A 21,803-nucleotide genomic window follows, 5' to 3' on the forward strand; every position below is an offset into this window, starting at 1 on the left:
CGTCATGTCCGACGTCACGCCCTTCCTCCTGTCCGGAACGCCCACCACCGGCGACGACACCCTCACGGTGACCTCGCCGTGGGACGGCTCGGTCGTGGGCGAGGTCGCGGTCCCGACCGACGCCCAGGTGGAGCAGGCCGTCGCCGACCTGCACGCCGTACGGCACGAGGCCCAGGCCACGCCCGCGCACGTGCGCGCCGCGGCGCTCGACCACATCTCGGCCCGCCTGTCCGAACGCGCCGAGGAGCTCGCCGCGCTGATCACGGCGGAGAACGGCAAGCCGCTGGTCTGGTCGCGCGGTGAGGTCACCCGCGCCGTGTCGACGTTCCGGTGGGCCGCCGAGGAGACCCGCCGGTTCGCCGGCGACCTGCAGCGGCTCGACACCGACGCCGCCGCGACCGGGCGGATGGCGGTCGTCCGCCGGTTCCCGCGCGGTCCCGTGCTGGGCATCGCGCCGTTCAACTTCCCGCTGAACCTCGTCGCGCACAAGGTCGCGCCGGCCATCGCCGTCGGCGCCCCCATCCTCGTCAAGCCGGCGCCGGCCACCCCGCTGAGCGCGCTGCTGCTCGGCGAGATCATCGCCGAGACGGATCTGCCGCCGCGGATGGTCTCGGTGCTTCCGGTGCCGAACGAGAAGATGTCCTCGCTCGTCACCGACCCCCGGCTGCCGGTGATCAGCTTCACCGGTTCCGGCCCGGTCGGCCTGTCGTTGCAGGAACAGGCGCCCGGCAAGCACATCACGCTGGAGCTCGGCGGCGACGCCGCGGTGATCGTCACGGCCGACTGGCCGGACCTGCCCGCGGCCGCCTCGCGCATCGCGCTGTTCGCCAACTACCAGGCCGGCCAGTCGTGCATCGCCGTGCAGCGGGTGCTGGTCCACACCGACGTCTACGACGCCTTCGTCCCCGAGCTGGTCTCGGCGGTCGAGGCGCTGACCACCGGCGACCCGACGGCCGACGGCGTCCAGGTCGGCCCGGTGATCAACGACGCGGCGGCCGAGCGGATCACGAGCTGGGTCGCGGAGGCAGCCGAGGCGGGCGCCTCCGTGCTCACCGGCGGCACCCGCGAAGGCCGTACCGTCGCGCCGACCGTCCTGGCGGACGTGCCCGCCGGCACGAAGATCGCCGAAGAGGAGGTGTTCGGTCCGGTCCTGTACGTCGCGCGGTACGGCGACCTCGACGAGGCCTTCGCGACGGTCAACTCCTCCAAGTACGGGCTCCAGGCCGGGATCTTCACCACCGACGTACGGACGGCGTTCCGCGCCCACCGCGACCTGGAGGTCGGCGGCGTGATCGTCGGGGACGTCCCGAGCTACCGCGCCGACCAGATGCCCTACGGCGGCTGGAAGCAGTCCGGCGTCGGGCGCGAGGGCCTGCGGTCGGCGATGAACGACCTGACCGAGGAGCGCGTGATGGTCCTGACCGGTCTCGACCTCTGAACGACCTCGCCGGGGCGGGGGCCGTCGATCGGATGCGGCCCCCGCATCTCATCTCACCGAGATAGGGCAACATAGCCGACATGCCAGCACCACTGACTCGCACGGAGGCGCAGGACCGCGCTCGGCTGCTGAACGTTCACTCCTACACCGTGCACCTCGACCTCACGCGGGGTGAAGAGGTGTTCGGCTCCACCACGGTGATCCGCTTCGGCTGCGCGGAGCCCGGCGCCACGACGTTCGTCGAGCTGCGGCCCGCGCGCCTGCACCGGCTCACCCTCAACGGCGCCGACCTGGACCCCGCGTCGTTCGACGACGGCCGCCTGCCGCTGCCCGACCTCGCCGCCGACAACGAGCTGCGCATCGAGACGGACATGTACTACTCCCGTACGGGCGAGGGCATGCACCGGTTCACCGACCCGGCCGACGGTGAGGTGTACGTCTACACGCAGTGCGCCCCGGACGAGGCGGACCGGGTCTTCGCGTGCTTCGACCAGCCCGACCTCAAGGCGGTCCTGGAGATCTCGGTGACCGCGCCCGGCCACTGGACGGTGCTGAGCAACGGGACCGGCGAGCGCACCGCGGACGGGCGCTGGGAGTTCGCCCGGACGCCACCGATCAGCACGTACCTCGCCGTCATCGTCGGCGGGCCGATGCACTCGGTGCACGCCGAGCACGACGGCGTCCCGCTGGGCCTCCACTGCCGCCGTTCGCTCGCTCCCTTCCTGGAAGCCGAGGAGATCTTCGACCTCACGCGGCGCAGCCTCGACCGCTACCACGAGCTGTTCGACGAGCGGTACCCGTTCGGCAAGTACGACCAGGCCTTCGTGCCCGAGCTGAACTTCGGCGCGATGGAGAACCCGGGCTGCGTGACGTTCCGCGACGAGTTCCTGTTCCGATCGGCCGTCACCGACACCGAGCGCGAGCAGCGCGCCATCGTGATCGCGCACGAGATGGCGCACATGTGGTTCGGCGACCTGGTCACCATGCGGTGGTGGGACGACCTGTGGCTCAACGAGTCCTTCGCCGAGTACATGGGCCACCAGGTGATCTCCGAGGTCAGCCGCTTCACCACGACCTGGACCGGGTTCGCGGTCAAGCGCAAGGCCTGGGGCTACGACGCCGACCAGCGCCCCTCCACCCACCCGGTCGCCGCCCAGGGGCTGGCGGACACCGCGGCGGCGCGGGTGGCCTTCGACGGGATCTCCTACGCCAAGGGCGCCTCCGTCCTGCGGCAGCTCGTCGCCTGGCTCGGCGAGGAGGCCTTCCTCGCGGGCGTCAACGCCCACTTCGCCCGGCACCGGTTCGGCAACGCCGACCTGGCCGACCTGCTCGACGCCCTCGCGGGAGCCGCGCCCGGCCGCGACGTCCACTCCTGGGCCGAGCGCTGGCTGCGGAGCAGCGGCGTGGACACCCTCCGCGCCGAGGTCGAGGAGCGGGACGGCGCCATCGTCTCCGCCGCGATCACGCACACCGGCAGGCCGACGCGCCCCCACCGGATCCTCCTCGGCCTGTACGACAAGGCGGACGGCGACGGCGCGTACCGGCTGACGCCGCGCGACCGGATCGGCGTCGACCTGCCCGCCGATGGCGCGGACCGTACGACGCTGTCCGAGCTCACGGGCGCCGCGCGCCCCGACCTGCTGGTGATCAATGACGGCGACCTCGGCTACGCGAAGGTACGGCCGGACCACCGCTCCTGGGAGACCGTTGCCGCGGGGCTGTCCGCGATCGAGGACCAGCTGACCCGCGCGGTGCTGTGGAACACCGCCCGCGACATGGTCCGCGACGGCGACCTGCCGGCCGCCGACTTCCTCGCGCTCGTCGAGACGCACCTGCCGGCCGAACCCGCCGTGTCCGTGGTCGAGGCGATGCTCGCGTTCGCCCGCGACCAGATCGCCGACCGTTACCTGGCCCCCGAACGGCGCCCGGCGGCCATCGCCACCCTCGCCGAGGTCTGCCGCCGCATCATCCGGACCACCGACGACGACCCCGGCATACGGCTGGCCGCCGTACGCGGCCTGATCCGCAGCTCGTCGACGCCGGACGAGGTGGCCGCGCTGCGCGCATGGCTGCGGGAGGAGCGGGTGCCCGGCGGGCCCGACCTCGATCCGGAGCTGCGCTGGAAGGCACTGCTCCAGCTGTCCGCGCTCGGCGAGGTGGGCGAGGCGGAGATCGCCGAGGAGCTGGCCCGCGACCCGAGCGCCACCGGCTGCCAGGGCGCGGCACGCTGCGGCGCGGCCCTGCCGGGACGGGACACCAAGGAGCGCGCCTGGCAGCAGATTTTCACCGACGGCGCGCTGTCGAACCGCCTGCTGATCGCGACCGCCGAGGGCTTCTGGCAACCGGCGATGCCGGAGGCGACCGAGGGCTACGTGCGGCGCTACTTCGAGGAGGTCCCGGCGGCGGGGAAACGCGGCCCGATGGTCGCGATCGCCCTGGGACAGGTGCTCTTCCCCGACCACGCGGCCACACCGGAGACCGTACAGGCGGCGGAACGCTGCCTGGAGGAGGACCTCATCCCCGCACTGCGCCGGGCACTCGCCGACCAGCTCGACGATCTACGACGCGCGGTCCGCATCCGGGAGTCGTGACGGGCCCCGCAGATGTGTGGTCGGTGCCCGGGTAGGACCGGGTACCGACCGGACGGGCACGGTCGCGGACGGATCAGGGCGGCCGCTCGCGATCCGTGCCCGCGGCGGAAGGATGCGGTGCCCGCGGGACGCGGCCTCCTCCCCATGAAGGCGCGGCCCCGCGGGCGCCCGCCGTTCCCTGCGAATCCGGGTCGCCTACGAACTCCGGTCCGCGGGACGCGGCCCTCGCATCGGCTGCCTGCGATGAATCCCCCTGCATCCATCCGGCGCGCGGGGCCGCTCCTGGTGGTCCTCACGAATGGTGGGACGACGGTGCCGCGCGAGACACGCGGCCCGTTCCCCCCAGCACGCCTCTATAGTGGCTCTGACCTGGCGTATCAGGCAAAGACCGGGTTCTTCTGCGCCTCATATAATTTGTTCATGACACTGCGGCAGTTCGAATATCTGATCGCGGTGGCCGAAGAACACTCCTTCACCCGGGCGGCCGAGCGGTTGCTCGTCTCCCAGCCGGCGCTGTCCCACCAGATCAAGGTCCTCGAGGACGAGGTCGGCGGCCCGCTGCTGGACCGGCTCGCCCGTACGGTCGAGGTGACCGAACTCGGCAACGCCTTCCTGCCCCATGCCATCGCCGCGGTGCGCAGCACCGACGAGGCGACGTCCGCCGCCCGCGCGGTCGGCCGGCTCTCCGGAGGCGAGCTGCGGGTCGCGACGCTGCGATCGATCGCCCTCGGCATCATCCCGCGGGCCATCCGCGTGTGGCGGCACGAGCACCCCCAGGTCCGGGTACGGATCCGGGAGTTCTCCCACGTCGACCTGCTGACGGCGGAGATGCTCCACGGCGGCGCCGACGTGGCGATCGGGCCGGCGCCGGCGAACTGGACCGGCCCGTGCCGGGCCCTGGGCCCCGAGGAGTTCCTCGTGGTGCTCCCGTACGACGACCCGGAGCTGCGGAACGGCGGCGGGTCGATCGATCTTCGGCGGCTGTCGGACCGCCTCTGGGTGCTGTACGCGCCCGACTTCGGCCTGGCACCGTTCGTCGGCGCCGCCTGCGCCCGCGCCGGCTTCACGCCGAGGGCGGCCGTGCGCACCCACCACACCGCGACAGCCGTCGAACTCGCGGCGGCCGGGCTCGGCCCCGCCCTCGTGCCCGCCAACGTGGTCGGCCCCGACTTCGAACGCTGCACGATCCGTCCCGATCCGCCGATCCGCCGTGAGCTGGTCGCCTTCACCCGCCAGTACGTCTCCCCGCCCGCGTCGGCGTTCATCGAGACGCTCGCCGAGCACGCCACCTTGTGACGGAGCAGAACGAGCGAGCCCGGCGTCCGGCGGAGCACCGCACCATGGCCACGGCGGCCGGCGAAGAGGCGACCGCCTCTCCCCGGCGGATGGCCGGATGAGGATGCGTTGACGCGTCCCACGAGGGGGTGCCGGGGGATAGTCTCGCATTCCGCGATCTTGAGGAAGGCGGTGCGGCCATGGTCGGCGAACATGTCGATCCGGAGACGCCCAACGTCGCCCGGATGTATGACTACTATCTCGGCGGCAAGGACAATTCGCCGCCGATCGCGAGGCCGCCGAGCGGATCATGAAGATCATGCCGCACGCCGCGGAATGGGTCCGGGCCAATCGCGGTTTCCTGGCCCGCGCGGTGCGGTTACTCTCCGAGTCGGGGATCCGGCAGTTCATCGACATCGGCACCGGCCTGCCCACCCGGGAAAGCGTCCACCAGGTGGCCGGGCGGATGGACGCCGAGTCGCGTGTGGTGTACGTGGACATCGACCCCGTGGTGGTCTCCCACGGCCGCGCCCTGCTGGCGACCGACGAGCGGAGCACGGTGATCCAGGCCGACCTTCGCCGCCCGGACGACATCCTGAGCCATCCCGAGACCCGCGCCCTGATCGACTTCGACCGCCCCGTCGGCCTCCTGCTCGTGGCGGTGCTGCAGTTCATTCCCGACGACCGCGAGGTCTCCGACATCCTCACCCGGCTGCGCGCCGCGCTGGCCCCCGGCAGCCACCTGGTGATCTCCCACATCACCGCCGACGAGGTCGCCCCAGCGGTCGTCGGCGAAGGCCGCGAGATCTACGCGACCACCTCTCTCGGCTCGATCACTCCACGCTCCCCATCCCAGGTGGCGGCCTTCTTCGACGGCCTGGAGCTGCTCGAACCCGGTTTGGTCGGCGTCGAACACTGGCGCGCCGCCGAGCCACCGCCCGGCGACCGCGTACCGCTCGGCTTCCTCGGCGCGGTCGCCCGCCGCTGACGGAGAAGGAGACCGCGAGGTCGCGTTCTCGCGGCCTCTGGGGCCCGTGCGGTCCAGGTGCGATTCTGTGACGGCTGATATTCGCGCCACTCGACCTGACCAGCGGTCCGCTCCGGGCCCGCGTTCGTGGAGACGGTCACCGCCGGCGAGCAGCCCTTCTCGGCTCGGCAGGCCTCTCACCTGCGGACATACAATTTCCGCATGAGCTTCCGGCAGATGGAGTACCTGCTGGCCGTCGTCGAGGAAGCCTCGTTCACCCGGGCGGCGCAGCGGCTCTCCGTCTCCCAGCCCGCGCTCTCCCACCAGATCCGGGCGCTGGAGCGCCACGTCGGGCATGCGCTGCTCGAACGCCTTCCCGACGCCGTACGCCTGACGCCGATGGGTCGTGCGTACCTGCCGCACGCGATCGCCGCGCTGCACAGCGCCGAGGAGGCCCTGCACGTCGCCCGTCCCCACGGGGAGATGGCCCGGATCGGCCTGCGGATCGCCGCGCTGTACTCGATCGCGCTCGGCATCATCCCGCCGGCGGTCCAGATGTGGCGGCGGCGGTACCCGGACTCCCACGTCGAGCTGCTGGAGTTCGGCAACAGCGCCGACCTGGCGAACCTCGTGTCGGCGGGCGGTGTCGACGTCGCCGTCAGCGCGGCACCGCTGCACTGGGACGGGCCGGTGCGCACGCTCGGCAGGGAGGAGCTGGTCGTGGTGCTGGCGAAGGACGACCCGGTGGCCGCCGACGGTCGCCGCCGGGTGCGCCTGGCCGAGCTCGCGAGCCGGCCCTGGGTGCTCTACACGCCGGACAACGGGCTGGCGGGCGTGGTCGCCCAGGCGTGCTCGACCGCCGGATTCATCGCACGCCCCGCCGTACACACGCACCACACCTCCACCGCGGTCCAGCTCGCCGCGGCGGGGCTGGGTCCGGCGCTGGTGCCGCGGAACATGATCGAGGCCGACTTCGGCGGCGTCCAGCTCGAACCGGACCCGCCGGTCCACCGTGAGCTGGTCGCCTTCACCACGACCGCCGAGGTGCCGCACATCTCCGCGTTCATCGACATCCTGGCCGAGCACGGCGCCATCCGCTCACGAGCCGTCGCCTCTCCGCACCCCGCGAAAACGCTCCGCAGGCACCGGGTCTCCCCGGGAACCCCGGACGGGGAGGGGTGACCCGCCGCGCGACCTCCCGGTTCGCTGGCTCAGGACGGCCGCGCCGGCCGTCTTCCGGTGTCAGCGGAGGCGGTAGAGGATCTCTCCCGCGTCGGGGACGACGAGGGTCTCGGGGTCGCGGGACCATTCCTCCACGTCGATCGTGGCCGGGTCGAGGTAGGACAGGGCCAGGTCACCCGTGGTGCCTGCGTCGATCCCCGTGGCGAGAGTGACCTCGATGCGGCAGCGTTCCTCGCCCGTCGCCGGGTCGTACGTGCCGCCGCCGCGCAGGTGCGTGGAGTGGGCCAGTACGCCCCACGGCCGGTCCTTGTACCGGTCCCACTGTTTCACGAAGTAGTCGCGGCAGTGGTAACCGACGGCGCGGATCGCCTCGCCGTGGGTGCGGCTCACCTCGGTGACGTGCGGCGCGTACAGGACCACCTGGCCGCCGTCGGCGACGACCGGCTCGACCTTGTACATGCCCTTGGCGGCGGTCCAGATCTCGTCGTAGCGACGCGACACGAGGGAGAGCACCCGTTTGACCGGCGCGTCGAGGTACTTCACGTCGACCTGGGCGGTGATGTCCGCGGCGGCGGCCCAGGCGTCCCGGGTGCCCCCGTAGGTGATCGCGTGCAGGTTCGACGTGCCGGACTCCACCACGAGCGAGAAGCACCGCAGCTCGCTGGGCACCTTCGCCGCCGCGCGGTCGATCAGCGCGCGTACCGGCGTCGTGCCGCGTGTCCCGATGATCTCCGCGCTGGTGATCAGCGCGCCCAGCCAGTGCGACACGTCGATCACCTCCTGGCCCGACACCCCGGGGAACAGGTACTTGTTGCCGCCCGAGAACCCCACGACCTCATGCGGGAAGACGGGGCCGACGACGAGCGTGATGTCGCTTTCCACCACGGCCCGGTTGAGGCGCACCTCCACCGGGTCGGACAGCCGGCCGCCGGACAGCTCGGCGAGCTCCGCTCCGCTGATCTCTCCGACCGAGGCGAGCATGCCGGGGTCCCACCACTCGTGGTTACGGATCGCGACCCCCGGGTAACGCTCGGCGGCGCGGCCGGGTGGGTAGCCGAACAGGGCGGCGAGTTCCTCCTCGCTCATCGCCGGGTGGGTGCCGAGCGCGACCATGAAGGTCAGCTCGGCGACGCGCCCGTGCAGGGCCGCGTGCACACCGTCCAGGAGCATCGGCAGCGGGCAGCTGCGGGTGGCGTCCGGCACCAGCACGCAGACCTTCTTGCCGGTGTACTCATCGTCGTCCAGCGACGAGCGGATGAACCGCTCGACGTCGGCGGCGGCCAGCACCTCCTGCGGCGAACCGAGGACACGGGCCATGGGCAAGCTCACCTCTCTTCGGCATCGGCATGTCCAGTATGTCGGTGACCGCCCAGGACCGTGACGCGGGTGATGTTCTGGTACTCAAGAGACCGCTGCGGCGTCGGCGCGGACCCATATCACCGACGCACGGCCGTCGCGCATCCCGGCCAGCCGGTAGATGTGGGTTACCGCTGGCGGGACCCGAAGATGGTGGCTGGCCGCGCTGACTTTCGGCCCTGGACCGGCGAAAGTGGATGGCGTAGTCGGAGGACGAAGCGAGAGCCCGTCCGGGCGCTCTCCACCGGTGGCCCCCCGGTCGACATCCGACTGACCGCCCCCACGGTCACTGCGGTTGCGGGCCGCGGCGGACTCCCCCACCGCCGCGGCCCGCAGGCCGAAGGCACGGCGAAGCCGCCGCCCCCTGGCGAGCCATTCCCAGACGCCGGGCGAGGGCGGCCGGCGGACGGCGCGGCGAGCCGCCGTCACATGAGCCCGAGGTCCCTCGGCGCATCCGCTGGAGGCCCGCCGCCCTTCATCGTTCATCGTCAGCGGACAAGGGCCGCCCGAGCGCACCCACCACACCACCGAGCGCCGCGCCGCGGTCCGCCGAGCGCCGAAATCCCAGGACCGGCCGCTGAGCGCTCTCGCGGCCCCTGGGACGAGCGATCCTCCGCAAGGTAGCCCGTTTCGCGGGCGGTTCACCGCCCGGTCGCAGACCTCGGTGACAGCGGCCCGGTGCCCCCGACCCGCCTCCCCGCAGAGCGCTCACCAAGGACTCTCCGGCCCGCGGGCGGAACCTCCTTGAACGGTCCGCCCCGGGGACACGCGTCCGCGCAGGCCACCCGGGCCGGTAGAGCAGCCCGAACCACCCCTTTTCGGCGCCGCTGATATGCGACTAAAGGCAGCCCTTTAAGCATCTCTAATGCCAGCTCTAACGAATTAGGGGGATGACGCGGGGCAATTGCCGAAATAGATTGCGATAGTCAAGCTCGAACGAGCGGCGAATGACCCGTGTGGCGGACGACGGCGACTGGCGGAGGGGGGTGCCGGCGTGGCACAAATCGTCTCTTCACGGGACGGGCCCGACCTCCAGCGCTGAACGTCACGCACCGACGCCGCCGAGTGATCGGCGCGATCGGCCGGGCACCGCCGACATCTCCAGCGTCCGCCCGGCCCGTCCGTGACCGGATCATCTTGCCCCGGTAGCCCAATTAGGACGGAGGCAGCGGACTTAAAATCCGCGAAGTGTGGGTTCGAATCCCACCCGGGGTACTCGCAGAATCGACGGCCGGCGCCGCCGGACCGGATCACCGTACGCCGGCCCGGAACAAGGCGGCGATCAGGAAGGACGGCAGCGTCCACGACTGTGCGTGGTACGCGAGGCTCGCCCCGCAAACGATCTTGTACGATCACCGGCTAGGCCAGATATATCGGCTTTTGCCCGGCGTCGAGCACGGCGGCCCTGAATGGGAGGGAACCGCCTTTCATCGCTGTGCTGCCACTTCGGCGGTCTTCACCTCTGCGGAGGAGAGCGATGGCCGCTGGACGGGCTGGTGTCCCGCACCGACGCGTTGGGCCGGACCACCCGCTACACCTACGACGCCCACGGCTCCCTGAAAGAGTTCACGACGGCCACCGCGTCCGCTTCGAATACAACGATCTCCGCGGCGACGGATCCGCTGGGCTCGACCACGACCTGCGCCCACGACGGTCGCGGGGAACCTCAGCGCCGTCCGTGACGCCATGGGCGGCGCCTACCGTGTTCAGGAGGACCTCGGCAGCACCGAACCGGCGCACGTCGTCGCGCGGCACTGACGACGGCGGCGAGTGCGTCGAGGTACCCGTCGTCGACGCTCGACGACCCGTAGGTCTCCTCTGTGCCGGTCAGTCGGGCAGAGGGGGTGACGGGAGCTGGTAGGCGACCTCGGTGGGCTCGGTGCGGCGGTGGACGAAGTCGAGCAGGTCGCGTTTGCGTGCGGCCAGGCGGCGGTGGGCGGCGACGCGGCGGTAGTGGGCGTGGTCGCCGCGGTCCGGCCGGGCGGCGCCGTCGACCTCGTAGCCGTGCTCGCGCAGCAGGTCGCCGGCCACGGTCTCGCACAGGGCGATCTCCGCTGCCGTCAGGCGCGTGCGCCAGGTGCCGGCGCGGGTCGTGGTGACCTCTTCGTGGGTGCGGGCGTGCCAGACCTTGCGGCCCGGTACGGCGACGGCGGCGACCTGGTCCGGCTCGCACATCGCCGGGTCGAAGTCCTCGCCGAGGAAGTCGCACAGCGCCTTGAGCTCGGTGGCCGGGTCGCTGATCAGGCGTTCGTAGTAGAGGCGGTGGTAGGACTCCGGGCCGAGCGACCGCGCCGCCCGCTGCCCCGCCTCGATCGACTCCACCCAGGTCGCGAGCGCGTGGTAGGAGTCGTGTTTGTACCAGTCCATCTCCTTCAGCGACGCGACGCAGTCGCGGCCGTCACGGATGAGCTGGACGATCTGCGCGTCGGGGAACAGGCGTCTCAGCGCGGAGATGCGCTGGAAGTACCCGGGTCGCTTGTCACCCCACCGGGGCTTGCCGAACCTCGCCGCGTACGCGCGCAGCACGATGCCGAGCGCGGAGCCGAGCGTCGGCGGCCCGGCGACGATCTGCTCGATGATCCGTTCCCCGTCCAGACCCAGGTCGGCGAAGCGAGTCTTCTTGCGCTCGACGATCCAGCGCGCGAGCGCCAGGCGGTTGTTCGGCATGCGGAGGTCGCCGAAGTCGGAGCGCGCGTCGTACGCGGCCATCAGGAACCGCGTCTCGGGCGGAATGGCGATGCGCGGGTGGGCGTGCAGCATCAGTTGCAGCATGGTCGTTCCGGACCGTGGACAACCGACGACGAAGATGGGTCGCTCCGGCTGGGTCATCGCTCCACGGTAGGGAAAATTACTGAGAGTTGGTTGAGAATTTACCGAGAACCTGTTTTCTTTTATTCCCTATCGGATTGGTAAGGCTTATCGGAACAGCCACTCCAGACGCGGCTCGACGGCCCAGCGGAACGTCTTTCGTACGGGATCGGTCATCAACACGACGGCCAGGAGGACACAGCCGAACGTCAGCACCGGCACCTGCCAACCGGAGATGCGGTAGTACCAGCCCTGGTAGGACAGGAAGAGCGTGACGAACCCGTGGAGCAGGTAGGCGTACATGGAGGCGGCGCCGAGCCGGCTGAACCACGTACGGCGGGCCGGGACCACGGCCAGGAAGGCCGCGGTGAGCAGGGCCGCCGCGCCCAGCGCGAGGACACGGAAGCCGACGCCCGAGGGGGCGCCGACACCGAGCTCGGCGAAGCTGCGCCGCCAGTGCACCCATTCGGGGTCGACGCTGCTCTCCAGCACGTACGCGGCCGCCGCCCCGGCGACGAGCGTCAGTGCCCCCGCGACGCGGATCGCCGGCCTTCTGAGCAGGGCGAAGTGGCGCGGCCCGAGGATCAGCCCGAGCACGAAGAACGGCAGGAACGACAGCACCTGAACCGCGTCGAGCATGCTGGGCAGGGTGACGAGCCCGGCGAACAGCCAGATCGCGACCGCCAGCCCGATCGCGATCGGGAACCGCAACTGCTGCCACAGCGGCACGGAGAGCCGCCAGGCGAGCAGGGCGGGCAGGAACCAGGTCAGGTAGTAGGGCTCGAGCGGATCCCAGCGCATGTGCCGGCCCGCGAGGAACTCCGTGTAGACGACGTAGACGGCGCTGAACAGCACGTACGGGACGACGATGGCGGCGACGAGCTTGCGGGTGCGGTTCCGGGAACGGCTGAATCCGCGGGAGAAGTATCCGCACATGACAATGAATACGGGGAGATGGAAGGCATAGATGAATGACTGCCCCGCCCCGAGAACTCGCCCGCCGACGGCCGCACCGCGCAACGGCTCCCAGGCGTGCCCGACGACGACCAGAGCGACCGCGAGGAACTTCGCGTTGTCGAAGTAGGGGTCCCGGCTGGTCGGTATTTCCCGGGTGATTCTATCGGCATTACTTGATTTATCCGGCTCCATCAGATTCGCGTCACCGGGCGGCGCCGGTTCCGCCGCCACGGGCCCGTACCTGCGGCCGGAGCCGGCACCGAGGCCTTCCGCCGTGCCGACGTCCGCGCCCGCGCCGCCGGGACCGCGAAGCCCGCCGTCCCCCACCGCACCGCGGTCGTCTCGGCCGGGCGCCGGTCCGGAGCCGCCACGGCCACCAGAGCCAGGATCCGTGTCCGCGCCGGGAGCCGCCCCGGTGCGACGGCCCGGTTCGAGCAGGGCGCTCCGCCCGCTTCCGAGCGCGGCATCCCGCCCACCGAGCCGCTCGGCACGGTCCGCGGCGGAATCCTCACCCCCGCCGAGCACGCCACCCTCGCCGACGCCACGACCAGCGGCATTCACACCGCCGCCGCGACCGTCACCGGGACACGCCTCACCTGCGCCGCCACGGTCGCGATAAGCCACCGGCCCGCCCTCCGCCGCCGACCCACCGCGGAACACCGCTCCACCCCTGCCCGTACCGCCACCCGCCGCCGAACCGCCCCCGCCCGCGGAGCGACCGCCGGCAGCCGAGCCGCCACCGGTCCCCGGTACACCACCGTCCGCCGCCGAAAACGCCTCCGACCCTTCCGCCACTCCGCCGGACCAGGCCGTACGTTCGGGCGCACCACCGGTCACAACGCCGCCACCGGTCGCAGACCCACCGCCTCCCGCCGGGAACGCCTCCGACTCGCCCGACCGCGCCGTACGCTCCGGAACAGTGCCGGGCGCACAACCACCCCCGGTCGCAGACCCACCGCCTCCCGCCGGGAACGTCTCCGGCGTCTCCCCGCGCGAGCGCGCCGGGTTTCGCGGGCCACCATCGGTTTCACGTCCGCGGGCGACCGTGGTGCCGGGGCTCGCCGCCGGGGCGTCGTCCTCCGACGGGTCGTCGTCTCGGCGGTCCGCCGTGGGCGGCTCGGCGCCGCGGCCCTCCTCCGGCTCGCCGTCGTCGGTCGCCCTCTCCTGCGTCGTCACAGGACCACTTCCGCCCTCACCAGGGTCACCTTTCCGCCGTGCTTTCGGCCGCATCGTGAGTACCACCGTCCTCCACCCCATCACCGGGGGATGAGACCGGGCTGGGATCAGGCTGAGAATCGCCACCACATCCGATCGTCTCCGGGCCGGCGGCGAATGGTCGGTTCGCCGTCGCTCGCCGGGCGGCCCGTTCCCTCCCCTGCCGAGTCACCGGTCGCGCGGAGTCCGTACGGGGAGCGCGCACGCGGCGCCGACCAGGGCGTTCCGGGCAGCGGGCGGCCGTGGCCCGGAGCGGGGCCACGGCCGTCGTCGTCCGCCGGGGTCGCGGTCAGGTCCGGGTTCGGGAGCCGCGCCCTGACCGGCCGGCTCATCTTCGGGCATAGAGCCTCGTGGCCGCGGCGACGCCCACGGCCGCCAGTACGACCTGGATCGCCAGCTCGATCCAGTCGATTCCCGCGGTGTCGGCCACACCGGCCGCTCCTGCGATGGCGGTGCCGATCAACGCGGCGATGATACCGATGACGATGGTCAGCCAGATCGGGATCGGCTGACGGCCCGGAATGACCAGCCGGCCCAGCGCGCCGATGATCAAACCGATGATGATCGCGGTGATGATTCCGTTGACCTGCATATCGGGGGCTTCCTTTCGTTCGTGAGGACGCGCAACGGTTCTCCCCGCGATCGCCCGCCCTAAGCCCGAACTCGCCATCGAATCCGACTTACAGGGCGTAACCGGGCCACTCCCCCGGGCCGTGATCTACCGGCTCCACGTCCATGCGCTCTCGCCACCGCGCTCGGCCATCACCGGTTTCGCCGGAGTCCTCGATCGATGGGGCACGGTGGTGTAGGACGGGGCATATGACCTTCCCGCCCGAGCCGCCGCGGCCGGAGGACCCGCGGAGTACGCCGGGCACACCGCCACCCGCCGCGCCAGGCACTCCGCCGCCGGGCACACCGGGCACGCCGAGCACACCGCCACCCGCCACGCCGAGCACACCGCCACCCGCCACGCCGAGCGCACCGCCGCCGGGTACACCGCCGCCGGCCGTGCCGGTGGGACCGCCGCCCGCCGTGCCGGTGGGACCGGCGCCGTACGGCTGGGACACCGCCCCGGGTCCCCCACGGCGCGGCCGGGGTCTACTGGTCTCGCTCATCGTGGCCGCGGCGGCGTTGGTGCTGGTCGGAACGGTCGCGGCGGTGCTCCTCCTTCACGGAGGCGGTTCCGCCGACAGCGCCTCCGGCCCGCTCAAGACGCCGATCCGGTTCCTACCGGTGCTGTCGGAGACGCCGGGCTCGTGCCGCGGGGCCGGGACGCCGAGCAGCGACCACCGGACCTGCTACCGGACCGCCCTCAGCGGGATGACGGTGACGCGGGTCAAGTCCATCTCGGTGATGTCGCCGGATCCCGAGCACGGCATGACCTCCTGGGGGATCGACCTGAGCCTGGAGCCCTCCGATGGCCGCGCGTTCGAGCAGCTCAGCGCCACGGCCGCCGCGGCAGGACCGCAGCGGCCGGGCAACAAGATCGCGATGGTGGTCGGCGGCGCCGTCGTCTCCGCACCGATGGTCACGGAGACCATCACCGGGGGCCGCGTCCAGATCACGGGCCCCTTCGACGAGCAGGCCGCCAAACGACTTTTCCACCAGCTCATCGGCGAAGGCTGACGCACCGCCGGACCCGAGGAGCCCGCGGCCGGGTCCGGCGGCCACTGCGGACAAGCCGTCGGCGCCTCACTCTGACGGACCCCGCGTTCACTTCCCCGCACGCGTCGCCGGGGGATCGGCTCAAGCGCCGCCGGGAGGCCACGCGCCCCCGGCGTGAGGATGGCGCCGGCAACTCCCCGCCGCCACGGAACAGCGCGCCCTGGTTCACCTCGTCGGCCCCTTCCGCGGCGGCGACGGCTCCACGACGCCGCGGTGCCGGCGGCAGGCAACCGCCGGCCGCCTCGTGGGCGTGCCACACCAGGCCGCCGCCACCTGCCGGTCGCCACGGCCCCGGCCGGCACGCCGGCGCGGTCAGCGCGCCGCCGGCCCCCGGCGGCTGACTCGGCCGGTCGGTAGGACGACACCGCCGGTGGTCCTGGAGTCAGCCGAGCTCGATGAGCAGGTCTCCGCCTTCGACCTGCTGCACCGCGCCGACCGCGAGCCGGCGGACCGTGCCGTCGCGCTGGGCGGTGATGGAGGCCTCCATCTTCATCGCCTCGATGGTGGCCACCGTCTGCCCGGCCGACACCGTGGCGCCCTCTTCCACCTGCAACGTCACGACTCCGGCGAACGGCGCCGCGACGTGCCGGTCGTTGCCGCGCTCGGCCTTCTCGGCCGCCTTGACGTCGGTGGCGATGGACTCGTCGCGGACGCGGACCGGGCGCAGCTGGCCGTTCAGCGTCGTCAGCACCGTACGGTAGCCGCGCTCGTCGGCCTCGGAGATCGCCTCCAGCTCGATCAGCAGCGACACGCCGTGCTCCAGCGTGACGGTGTGCTCGGTGTCGGGTTCGAGGCCGTAGAAGAAGTCCTTCGACGACAGCACCGACGTGTCGCCGTACGTCTCGCGCCGGCGGGCGAACTCCTTCGCCGGTCCGGGGAACAGCAGCCGGTTCAGCGTGGTGCGGCGCGACTCGCGCAGCCCGCGGAGGTCGTCCTCGCTCAGGGCGGTCACCTCGGCGGCGGGCGGCCGGCCTTCGAGCGCCCGCGTGCGGAACGGCTCCGGCCAGCCGCCCGGCGGGACGCCGAGCTCGCCGCGCAGGAAGCCGATCACCGAGTCCGGCACGTCGAACTTGGCCGGGTCGGACTCGAAGTCGGCCGCGGTGACGCCCGCTCCGACCAGGTGCAGGGCCAGGTCGCCGACGACCTTGGAGGACGGCGTCACCTTGACCAGCCGGCCCAGCATCCGGTCGGCCGCGGCGTAGCAGTCCTCGATCAGCTCGAACCGGTCGCCGAGGCCGAGCGCGATGGCCTGCTGCCGCAGGTTCGACAGCTGCCCACCGGGGATCTCGTGGTGGTAGACACGCCCGGTCGGCGAGGCCAGCCCCGACTCGAACGGCGCGTACACCTTGCGTACGGCCTCCCAGTACGGCTCCAGGTCGCCGACCGCCTGGAGCGACAGGCCGGTCGCCCGCGGCGTGTGGTCGGTGGCCGCGACCAGCGCGGACAGGGAGGGCTGCGAGGTGGTGCCGGCCATCGAGGCGACCGCCGCGTCCACGGCGTCCACCCCGGCGTCGATCGCCGTGATCAGGGTGGCGAGCTGCCCGCCGGCGGTGTCGTGGGTGTGCAGGTGGACCGGCAGGTCGAAGCGCGACCGCAGCGCGGTCACGAGCGCGCGGGCGGCGGGCGGGCGCAGCAGGCCCGCCATGTCCTTGATCGCCAGAATGTGCGCGCCCGCCTCGACGATCTCCTCGGCCAGCCGGAGGTAGTAGTCGAGCGTGTAGAGCGTCTCCGACGGGTCGGACAGGTCGCCGGTGTAGCAGAGCGCCACCTCGGCGACGGCGGTGCCCGCGGCGCGTACGGCGTCGATCGCCGGGCGCATCTGCCCCACGTCGTTGAGCGCGTCGAAGATCCGGAAGATGTCCATTCCGGTCGCCGTGGCCTCGGCCACGAAGGCGTCGGTGACCTCCGTCGGGTACGGCGTGTAACCGACGGTGTTGCGGCCGCGCAGCAGCATCTGCGTGCAGATGTTCGGGACCGCCTCGCGCAGCGCGGCGAGCCGCTCCCAGGGGTCCTCGGCCAGGAACCGCAGCGCCACGTCGTACGTCGCGCCGCCCCAGCACTCCAGGCTGAGCAGCTGCGGCGCCGTACGGGCGAGGTGCGGCGCGACCGCGAGCAGGTCACGGGTGCGTACCCGCGTCGCCAGCAGCGACTGGTGCGCGTCGCGGAACGTCGTGTCGGTGACCGCGACCGCGGACCGGGCCCGCAGGTCGGCCGCGAACCCCTCCGGCCCGAGGGCGGCGAGCCGCTGCCGCGACCCCTCCGCCGGCGCGTCGGTCAGGGACACGGCGGGCAGCTTGTCCACCGGCTCCACCACGACCGGGCGCGGTCCGTGCGGCCGGTTGACGGTCGTCTCGGCCAGGTGGCGCAGGACGCGGCTGCCCCGGTCGGCCGGGGGCCGGGCGTGCACCAGGTCCGGCCGGTCGTCGATGAAGGCGGTGGTGATCCGCCCGGCGCGGAAGTCGGGGTCGTCGAGCACCGCGCCGAGGAAGGACAGGTTCGTGGCCACACCGCGGATGCGGAACTCGGCGATCGCGCGGCGCGCCCGCCGGACGGCGTTGCCGAAGTCGTGCCCGTGGCAGGTGAGCTTGACCAGCATCGAGTCGAAGTGCGCGGAGACCTCGGCGCCGGTGTGCACGGTGCCACCGTCGAGGCGGACGCCGGGGCCGCCCGGTGAGCGGTACGCCGAGATGGTGCCCTTGTCGGGACGGAAGCCGTTGGCCGGGTCCTCGGTGGTGATGCGGCACTGCAGCGCCGCGCCCGACAGCGTGATCACGTCCTGGGTCAGGCGCAGCTCGGGCAGGGTCATGCCCGCGGCGATGCGCATCTGGGCGATGACCAGGTCACGGTCGGTGACCTGCTCGGTCACCGTGTGCTCGACCTGGATGCGCGGGTTCATCTCGATGAACACGTGCCGGCCGCGCTCGTCGAGGAGGAACTCCACGGTGCCCGCGTTGACGTAGCCGATGTGGCGGGCGAAGGCCACGGCGTCGGCGCAGATGCGGTCCCGCAGGTCCGGATCGAGGTTCGGCGCGGGCGCGATCTCGATGACCTTCTGGTGCCGTCGCTGCATCGAGCAGTCGCGCTCGTACAGGTGCACGACGTTGCCCTCGGCGTCGGCGAGGATCTGCACCTCGATGTGGCGCGGGTTGACCACGGCCTGCTCCAGGAAGACCGTCGCGTCGCCGAACGCGGAAGCGGCCTCGCGCATCGCCGCGTCGATCGACTCCCGCAGCTCGGCCGGCTCGCTCACCCGCCGCATGCCGCGCCCGCCGCCGCCGGCGACGGCCTTGACGAAGACCGGGAAGCCGATGTCCTCGGCGGCGGCCAGCAGCGCGTCCACGTCGGTGGAGGGCGCGGAGGAGCGCAGCACCGGGATGCCGGCCTCACGCGCCGCCGCGACCGCCCGTGCCTTGTTGCCGGTCAGGTGCAGCACCGGGGCCGGCGGGCCGATGAACGTGATGCCCGCCTCGTCGCAGGCGGCGGCCAGCCCGGGGTTCTCGGACAGGAAGCCGTAGCCGGGGTAGATCGCGTCGGCGCCGGCCGTACGGGCGGCCTTGACCACCTCGTCGACGGAGAGGTAGGCGCGGACCGGGTGGCCGGGCTCGCCGATCTGGTACGACTCGTCCGCCTTGGCGCGGTGCAGCGAGTTGCGATCTTCGTACGGATAGACGGCGACGGTGGAGATTCCCAGTTCGAACGCGGCGCGGAACGCCCGTATCGCGATCTCGCCACGGTTGGCGACCAGGACCTTGCCGAACATCGAGCTCCCTCAGGTGGTCGTAGTCCCGCATCACATCGTCGTGGCGCCGGCCACGTCGATTATCCATGGACGCGGACCTTGATCACAGGCCCGGGGAGCCGGTGTGGATTACGACCGGGAGCGGCGAGCGGCCGGGCGCGCCGGCCGGCGGCGGTTCAGCCGCAGCTGGGTGAGCAGCAGGGAGATGCCGACGAGCAGCGCCGTGAGCCAGGCCACCTGGGTCCACAGGAGGCGGTAGGAGGTCGCGTCGAGGCCGAGCGGCGAGGTCTTCGTGCGCAGGGAGACCGGCTGCATGTCGGGCGCCTGGTTCGGGGCGACCGCGGGTGCCTGCCCAGCGATCAGCGGGAGCTGCGCGCCGGCCGGGCCGCCGGCCGTGGGCGTGGTCTGGCCGGGCAGGCCGAGGCCGGTGGCCAGCGCCGCCGACGGCAGCTCCGCCGCCGCGGCGGACGCGCCCGCGGACGACCCGGCACCGGTGACCGTGATCTTGCCGGCGGCGCTGCGCGTGCTCGCGCGGTCGGCGCTGAGCGAGGCGGTCACGGTGACGGACCCGGCGGCGTGGCCCGCGGGGATCTTCACGACGGCGGACGCGGAGCGCGCCGCGCTCACGTCGCCCAGCGAGAAGACGCCGCTGATGACCGAGGCACCAGGGGCGGAGAACCGAAGCGTCGTGTGGTGGGCGACCGCGTTCGACGCGCTCACCCGCGCGGTCGCGGTGACCGCGGCGCCCGGGGCGGCCTTGCCCGCGGAGAACGACAGGTGGACGCTCAGGGACGGTGTCCGCTGGTACGGCGGCGCGGAGTTCGGCGGTGCGGGTTTGACCGGGGGCGAGGAGGCGGGCGGCGGATCGCTCGGCGGGTCACTCGGGTCGCTCGGGGTGGTGGTGCTGCCGGACGGATCGGGCGCGGGGTCCTCGCCGGCCGTGGGCGACGAGTCGGCGAGCGCCGTCGCGGGAGTCGCCACCGCGCCGAGCGTGATGACCGTCGCCGCGCCGATCGCGACGAAGACTGGTCGTGCGTTCGATCCGGACAGCACTCCGGCACCTCCGCGTCCATCGCCGTACGCCTTCGGGAACCCTGCCTACCCAAGGCGATCAGGCCCATGCGAACACGGGACCGACAGATGGATCAACCATGGCGCGCAGCCCTATCAACAGGTGCGTAATTCGCCCCGCGCCTTATCCCCCGGGTTAGCGGAATAAGTGAAACTCATGCTCCGTCCACGGGCGCGTCGTGGGCCTCGCGTACGGGCTCCTGCCCGCGCAGCCAGAGCGCGCGCAGGGCGACCTCGGTGGCGAAACGCGTGTCCGGATCGGCGAGGTCGTCGCCGAGGGCGTGCTCGATCTGCCGCATCCGGTAGCGCACGGTCTGCGGATGCACGCCCAGCTCGTCGCCGACCTGCGCGGCGGTGCCGCGGGTGCGCAGCCACACCCCGAGCGTCTCGACGAGGCGTTCGCGTTGCCGCGCGGTCAGGTGGTCCAGGGCGGCGAGCTGCCGGCGGGCGATCTGGTCGATCAGTGGCGCGTCCGCGAACAGCCAGAGGGTCTCCAGGTGGTTCGCGCAGAGGGTGAGCGGGCCGTCGTCGATGATCTCCGAATGGATCAGGCCGAGCGCCTGCCGGGCCCAGCGCAGCGAGTCGGGGGCCCGGTCGAGTGACACGGTCAGCCCGGCCGCCGCCTTGGACTCGGCCACCGCGAGTTCGAGCATCGCCCGGCGGTCGGCCGTCAGCGGGCCGGGGACGAGCAGGTACGGCTCGGTGCCGTCGAGGTCGGTCAGCAGGTCGTCGTCCAGCAGCGTCCGTACGATCGGGGCGTTCGGGCGCAGCACGACCACGGTCACCTCGTCCGGGAGCACCCAGCGAGCCGATCCGGCGTGCTCCTCCAGCAGGTCGCGCGGTGCCCCGTCGGCGATGAGCCGCAGGAGCCGCCGGCGGCCGGCCTGCAACTCGTCGTTCAGCTGCGCCTTGGCCTCGCGGTAGCCCCGCACCGACGACGACGCCAGCTCTTCCATGTAGGTGAACAGGGCGTCCGCCAGCACCGAGACGGTCGCCGGGGCGAGGTTCTGCCGCTGGTGCAGCGCCATCACCCGTCGCCAGCCGGTCTGGGCGCCGATCCGGTACGCGGACTGCAGGACGTCCAGCTGGCGGCCCTCGTACGCCTCGAACCAGCCGAGCTTGTAGCAGATGTCGTCCGGAAGGGCGTCGGGCGAGCTGATCCATTCGACGAATCCGGCAAGGGCGCGTTCGACCCCGGAACGGAGCGTCCGGCCGTACGGGCCGTCGATGGGGCGGGCGTATTCGGGAATGCCGTCCCGGATCGCGGCCACGATCTCTTTCGTGAGGCTGGGCAGTTCGATCCGCATGATCGCCGTCAGCCGCTCGGCCAGTTCGGAACGTGACCCGTTCAGACCGTTCGGTTCGAGCGTTCGAGGCATGCGTGTACCTCCCACCACCACCGTCGGAGTCGGTGCGTCGCGGGGCGGGGTCGCCCTTATTCAGATCGGCCGTCAGGTGGCGCTTGCCGGTGACCGCGGGCCGCACGGGAAATACCGAGCGGGGAACCCCTGTATCTTCCGCACGAACCGCGATCTAGGA

At 72.2% G+C, this 21,803-nt stretch carries 12 protein-coding genes, 1 tRNA gene and 1 pseudogene; 7 read left to right on the top strand and 7 right to left on the bottom strand.

Annotation, left to right across the window (positions count from 1 at the left end; translation table 11 throughout):
- Positions 1 to 4 precede the first annotated feature (4 nt).
- The 5 genes and pseudogenes from OG417_RS31425 (at position 5) to OG417_RS31445 (ending at position 7,453) form a co-directional block, all read left to right on the top strand.
- Positions 5 to 1,438, top strand: a complete 1,434-nt coding sequence (locus OG417_RS31425; RefSeq protein WP_329236218.1) for an aldehyde dehydrogenase family protein — start codon at positions 5 to 7, stop codon at positions 1,436 to 1,438.
- A gap of 80 nt (positions 1,439 to 1,518) precedes the next feature.
- Positions 1,519 to 4,029, top strand: coding sequence for an aminopeptidase N (gene pepN / locus OG417_RS31430; protein WP_329236220.1), 2,511 nt, complete (start codon positions 1,519 to 1,521; stop codon positions 4,027 to 4,029).
- A 420-nt stretch (positions 4,030 to 4,449) separates the two neighbouring features.
- Positions 4,450 to 5,325 carry a LysR family transcriptional regulator gene (locus OG417_RS31435; protein WP_329236223.1) on the top strand — a complete coding sequence of 292 codons (876 nt, stop codon included), beginning with the start codon at positions 4,450 to 4,452 and terminating at the stop codon, positions 5,323 to 5,325.
- 224 nt (positions 5,326 to 5,549) lie between these two features.
- A pseudogene (locus tag OG417_RS31440) lies at positions 5,550 to 6,292 on the top strand (SAM-dependent methyltransferase).
- Positions 6,293 to 6,493: 201 nt separating this feature from the next.
- Positions 6,494 to 7,453 carry a LysR family transcriptional regulator gene (locus OG417_RS31445; RefSeq protein ID WP_329236225.1) on the top strand — a complete coding sequence of 320 codons (960 nt, stop codon included), beginning with the start codon at positions 6,494 to 6,496 and terminating at the stop codon, positions 7,451 to 7,453.
- A 60-nt stretch (positions 7,454 to 7,513) separates the two neighbouring features.
- Here the strand turns inward: OG417_RS31445 and OG417_RS31450 are convergent, their stop codons facing one another.
- A complete protein-coding gene (locus OG417_RS31450) occupies positions 7,514 to 8,770 on the bottom strand; it encodes a lactate racemase domain-containing protein (protein ID WP_329236227.1) in 1,257 nt (418 codons plus the stop codon).
- A gap of 1,178 nt (positions 8,771 to 9,948) precedes the next feature.
- On the opposite strand from OG417_RS31450, the gene OG417_RS31455 reads away from it, so the two are divergent.
- A tRNA-Leu gene (locus OG417_RS31455) sits at positions 9,949 to 10,024 on the top strand.
- Positions 10,025 to 10,636: 612 nt separating this feature from the next.
- Here the strand turns inward: OG417_RS31455 and OG417_RS31460 are convergent.
- From OG417_RS31460 to OG417_RS31470, 3 genes are all read right to left on the bottom strand, one after another.
- Entirely contained in the window at positions 10,637 to 11,638 is a 1,002-nt protein-coding gene (locus OG417_RS31460) for a sulfotransferase family protein (RefSeq protein WP_329236229.1), read from the bottom strand.
- An 87-nt stretch (positions 11,639 to 11,725) separates the two neighbouring features.
- The gene (locus OG417_RS31465) at positions 11,726 to 12,766 is read right to left on the bottom strand and encodes an acyltransferase family protein (RefSeq protein ID WP_329262762.1); all 1,041 of its coding nucleotides are present in this window, start codon (positions 12,764 to 12,766) and stop codon (positions 11,726 to 11,728) included.
- 1,351 nt (positions 12,767 to 14,117) lie between these two features.
- On the bottom strand, positions 14,118 to 14,381 hold the full coding sequence (locus tag OG417_RS31470; protein WP_329262766.1) for a GlsB/YeaQ/YmgE family stress response membrane protein: 264 nt from the start codon (positions 14,379 to 14,381) through the stop codon (positions 14,118 to 14,120).
- A gap of 227 nt (positions 14,382 to 14,608) precedes the next feature.
- Here OG417_RS31470 and OG417_RS31475 point away from each other — a divergent pair, with 227 nt between their 5' ends.
- Positions 14,609 to 15,415 carry a SecDF P1 head subdomain-containing protein gene (locus OG417_RS31475; RefSeq protein WP_329236231.1) on the top strand — a complete coding sequence of 269 codons (807 nt, stop codon included), beginning with the start codon at positions 14,609 to 14,611 and terminating at the stop codon, positions 15,413 to 15,415.
- 421 nt (positions 15,416 to 15,836) lie between these two features.
- Here the strand turns inward: OG417_RS31475 and OG417_RS31480 are convergent, their stop codons facing one another.
- The 3 genes from OG417_RS31480 to OG417_RS31490 all read right to left on the bottom strand — a co-directional run bounded on the left by OG417_RS31480 (position 15,837) and on the right by OG417_RS31490 (position 21,643).
- Positions 15,837 to 19,214: a pyruvate carboxylase gene (locus OG417_RS31480; RefSeq protein WP_329236233.1), complete on the bottom strand. Its 3,378-nt coding sequence runs from the start codon at positions 19,212 to 19,214 to the stop codon at positions 15,837 to 15,839.
- Between the two features lie 108 nt (positions 19,215 to 19,322).
- Complete coding sequence (locus tag OG417_RS31485; RefSeq protein ID WP_329236235.1) at positions 19,323 to 20,246, bottom strand: hypothetical protein; 924 nt, start codon at positions 20,244 to 20,246, stop codon at positions 19,323 to 19,325.
- Positions 20,247 to 20,419: 173 nt separating this feature from the next.
- A complete protein-coding gene (locus tag OG417_RS31490; RefSeq protein WP_329236237.1) occupies positions 20,420 to 21,643 on the bottom strand; it encodes a helix-turn-helix domain-containing protein in 1,224 nt (407 codons plus the stop codon).
- Between the last annotated feature and the right edge of the window lie 160 nt (positions 21,644 to 21,803).

It is taken from the genome of Actinoallomurus sp. NBC_01490 (assembly GCF_036227085.1).
Taxonomy (GTDB): domain Bacteria; phylum Actinomycetota; class Actinomycetes; order Streptosporangiales; family Streptosporangiaceae; genus Actinoallomurus; species Actinoallomurus oryzae.

Excerpts from the sequence above, each read along its gene's own strand:
- OG417_RS31425 (WP_329236218.1), top strand. The coding sequence starts at position 5 with ATGTCCGACGTCACGCCCTTCCTCCTGTCCGGAACGCCCACCACCGGC.
- pepN (WP_329236220.1), top strand. The coding sequence starts at position 1,519 with ATGCCAGCACCACTGACTCGCACGGAGGCGCAGGACCGCGCTCGGCTG.
- OG417_RS31435 (WP_329236223.1), top strand. The coding sequence starts at position 4,450 with ATGACACTGCGGCAGTTCGAATATCTGATCGCGGTGGCCGAAGAACAC.
- OG417_RS31445 (WP_329236225.1), top strand. The coding sequence starts at position 6,494 with ATGAGCTTCCGGCAGATGGAGTACCTGCTGGCCGTCGTCGAGGAAGCC.
- OG417_RS31450 (WP_329236227.1), bottom strand. The coding sequence starts at position 8,770 with ATGGCCCGTGTCCTCGGTTCGCCGCAGGAGGTGCTGGCCGCCGCCGAC.
- OG417_RS31460 (WP_329236229.1), bottom strand. The coding sequence starts at position 11,638 with ATGACCCAGCCGGAGCGACCCATCTTCGTCGTCGGTTGTCCACGGTCC.
- OG417_RS31465 (WP_329262762.1), bottom strand. The coding sequence starts at position 12,766 with ATGGAGCCGGATAAATCAAGTAATGCCGATAGAATCACCCGGGAAATA.
- OG417_RS31470 (WP_329262766.1), bottom strand. The coding sequence starts at position 14,381 with ATGCAGGTCAACGGAATCATCACCGCGATCATCATCGGTTTGATCATC.
- OG417_RS31475 (WP_329236231.1), top strand. The coding sequence starts at position 14,609 with ATGACCTTCCCGCCCGAGCCGCCGCGGCCGGAGGACCCGCGGAGTACG.
- OG417_RS31480 (WP_329236233.1), bottom strand. The coding sequence starts at position 19,214 with ATGTTCGGCAAGGTCCTGGTCGCCAACCGTGGCGAGATCGCGATACGG.
- OG417_RS31490 (WP_329236237.1), bottom strand. The coding sequence starts at position 21,643 with ATGCCTCGAACGCTCGAACCGAACGGTCTGAACGGGTCACGTTCCGAA.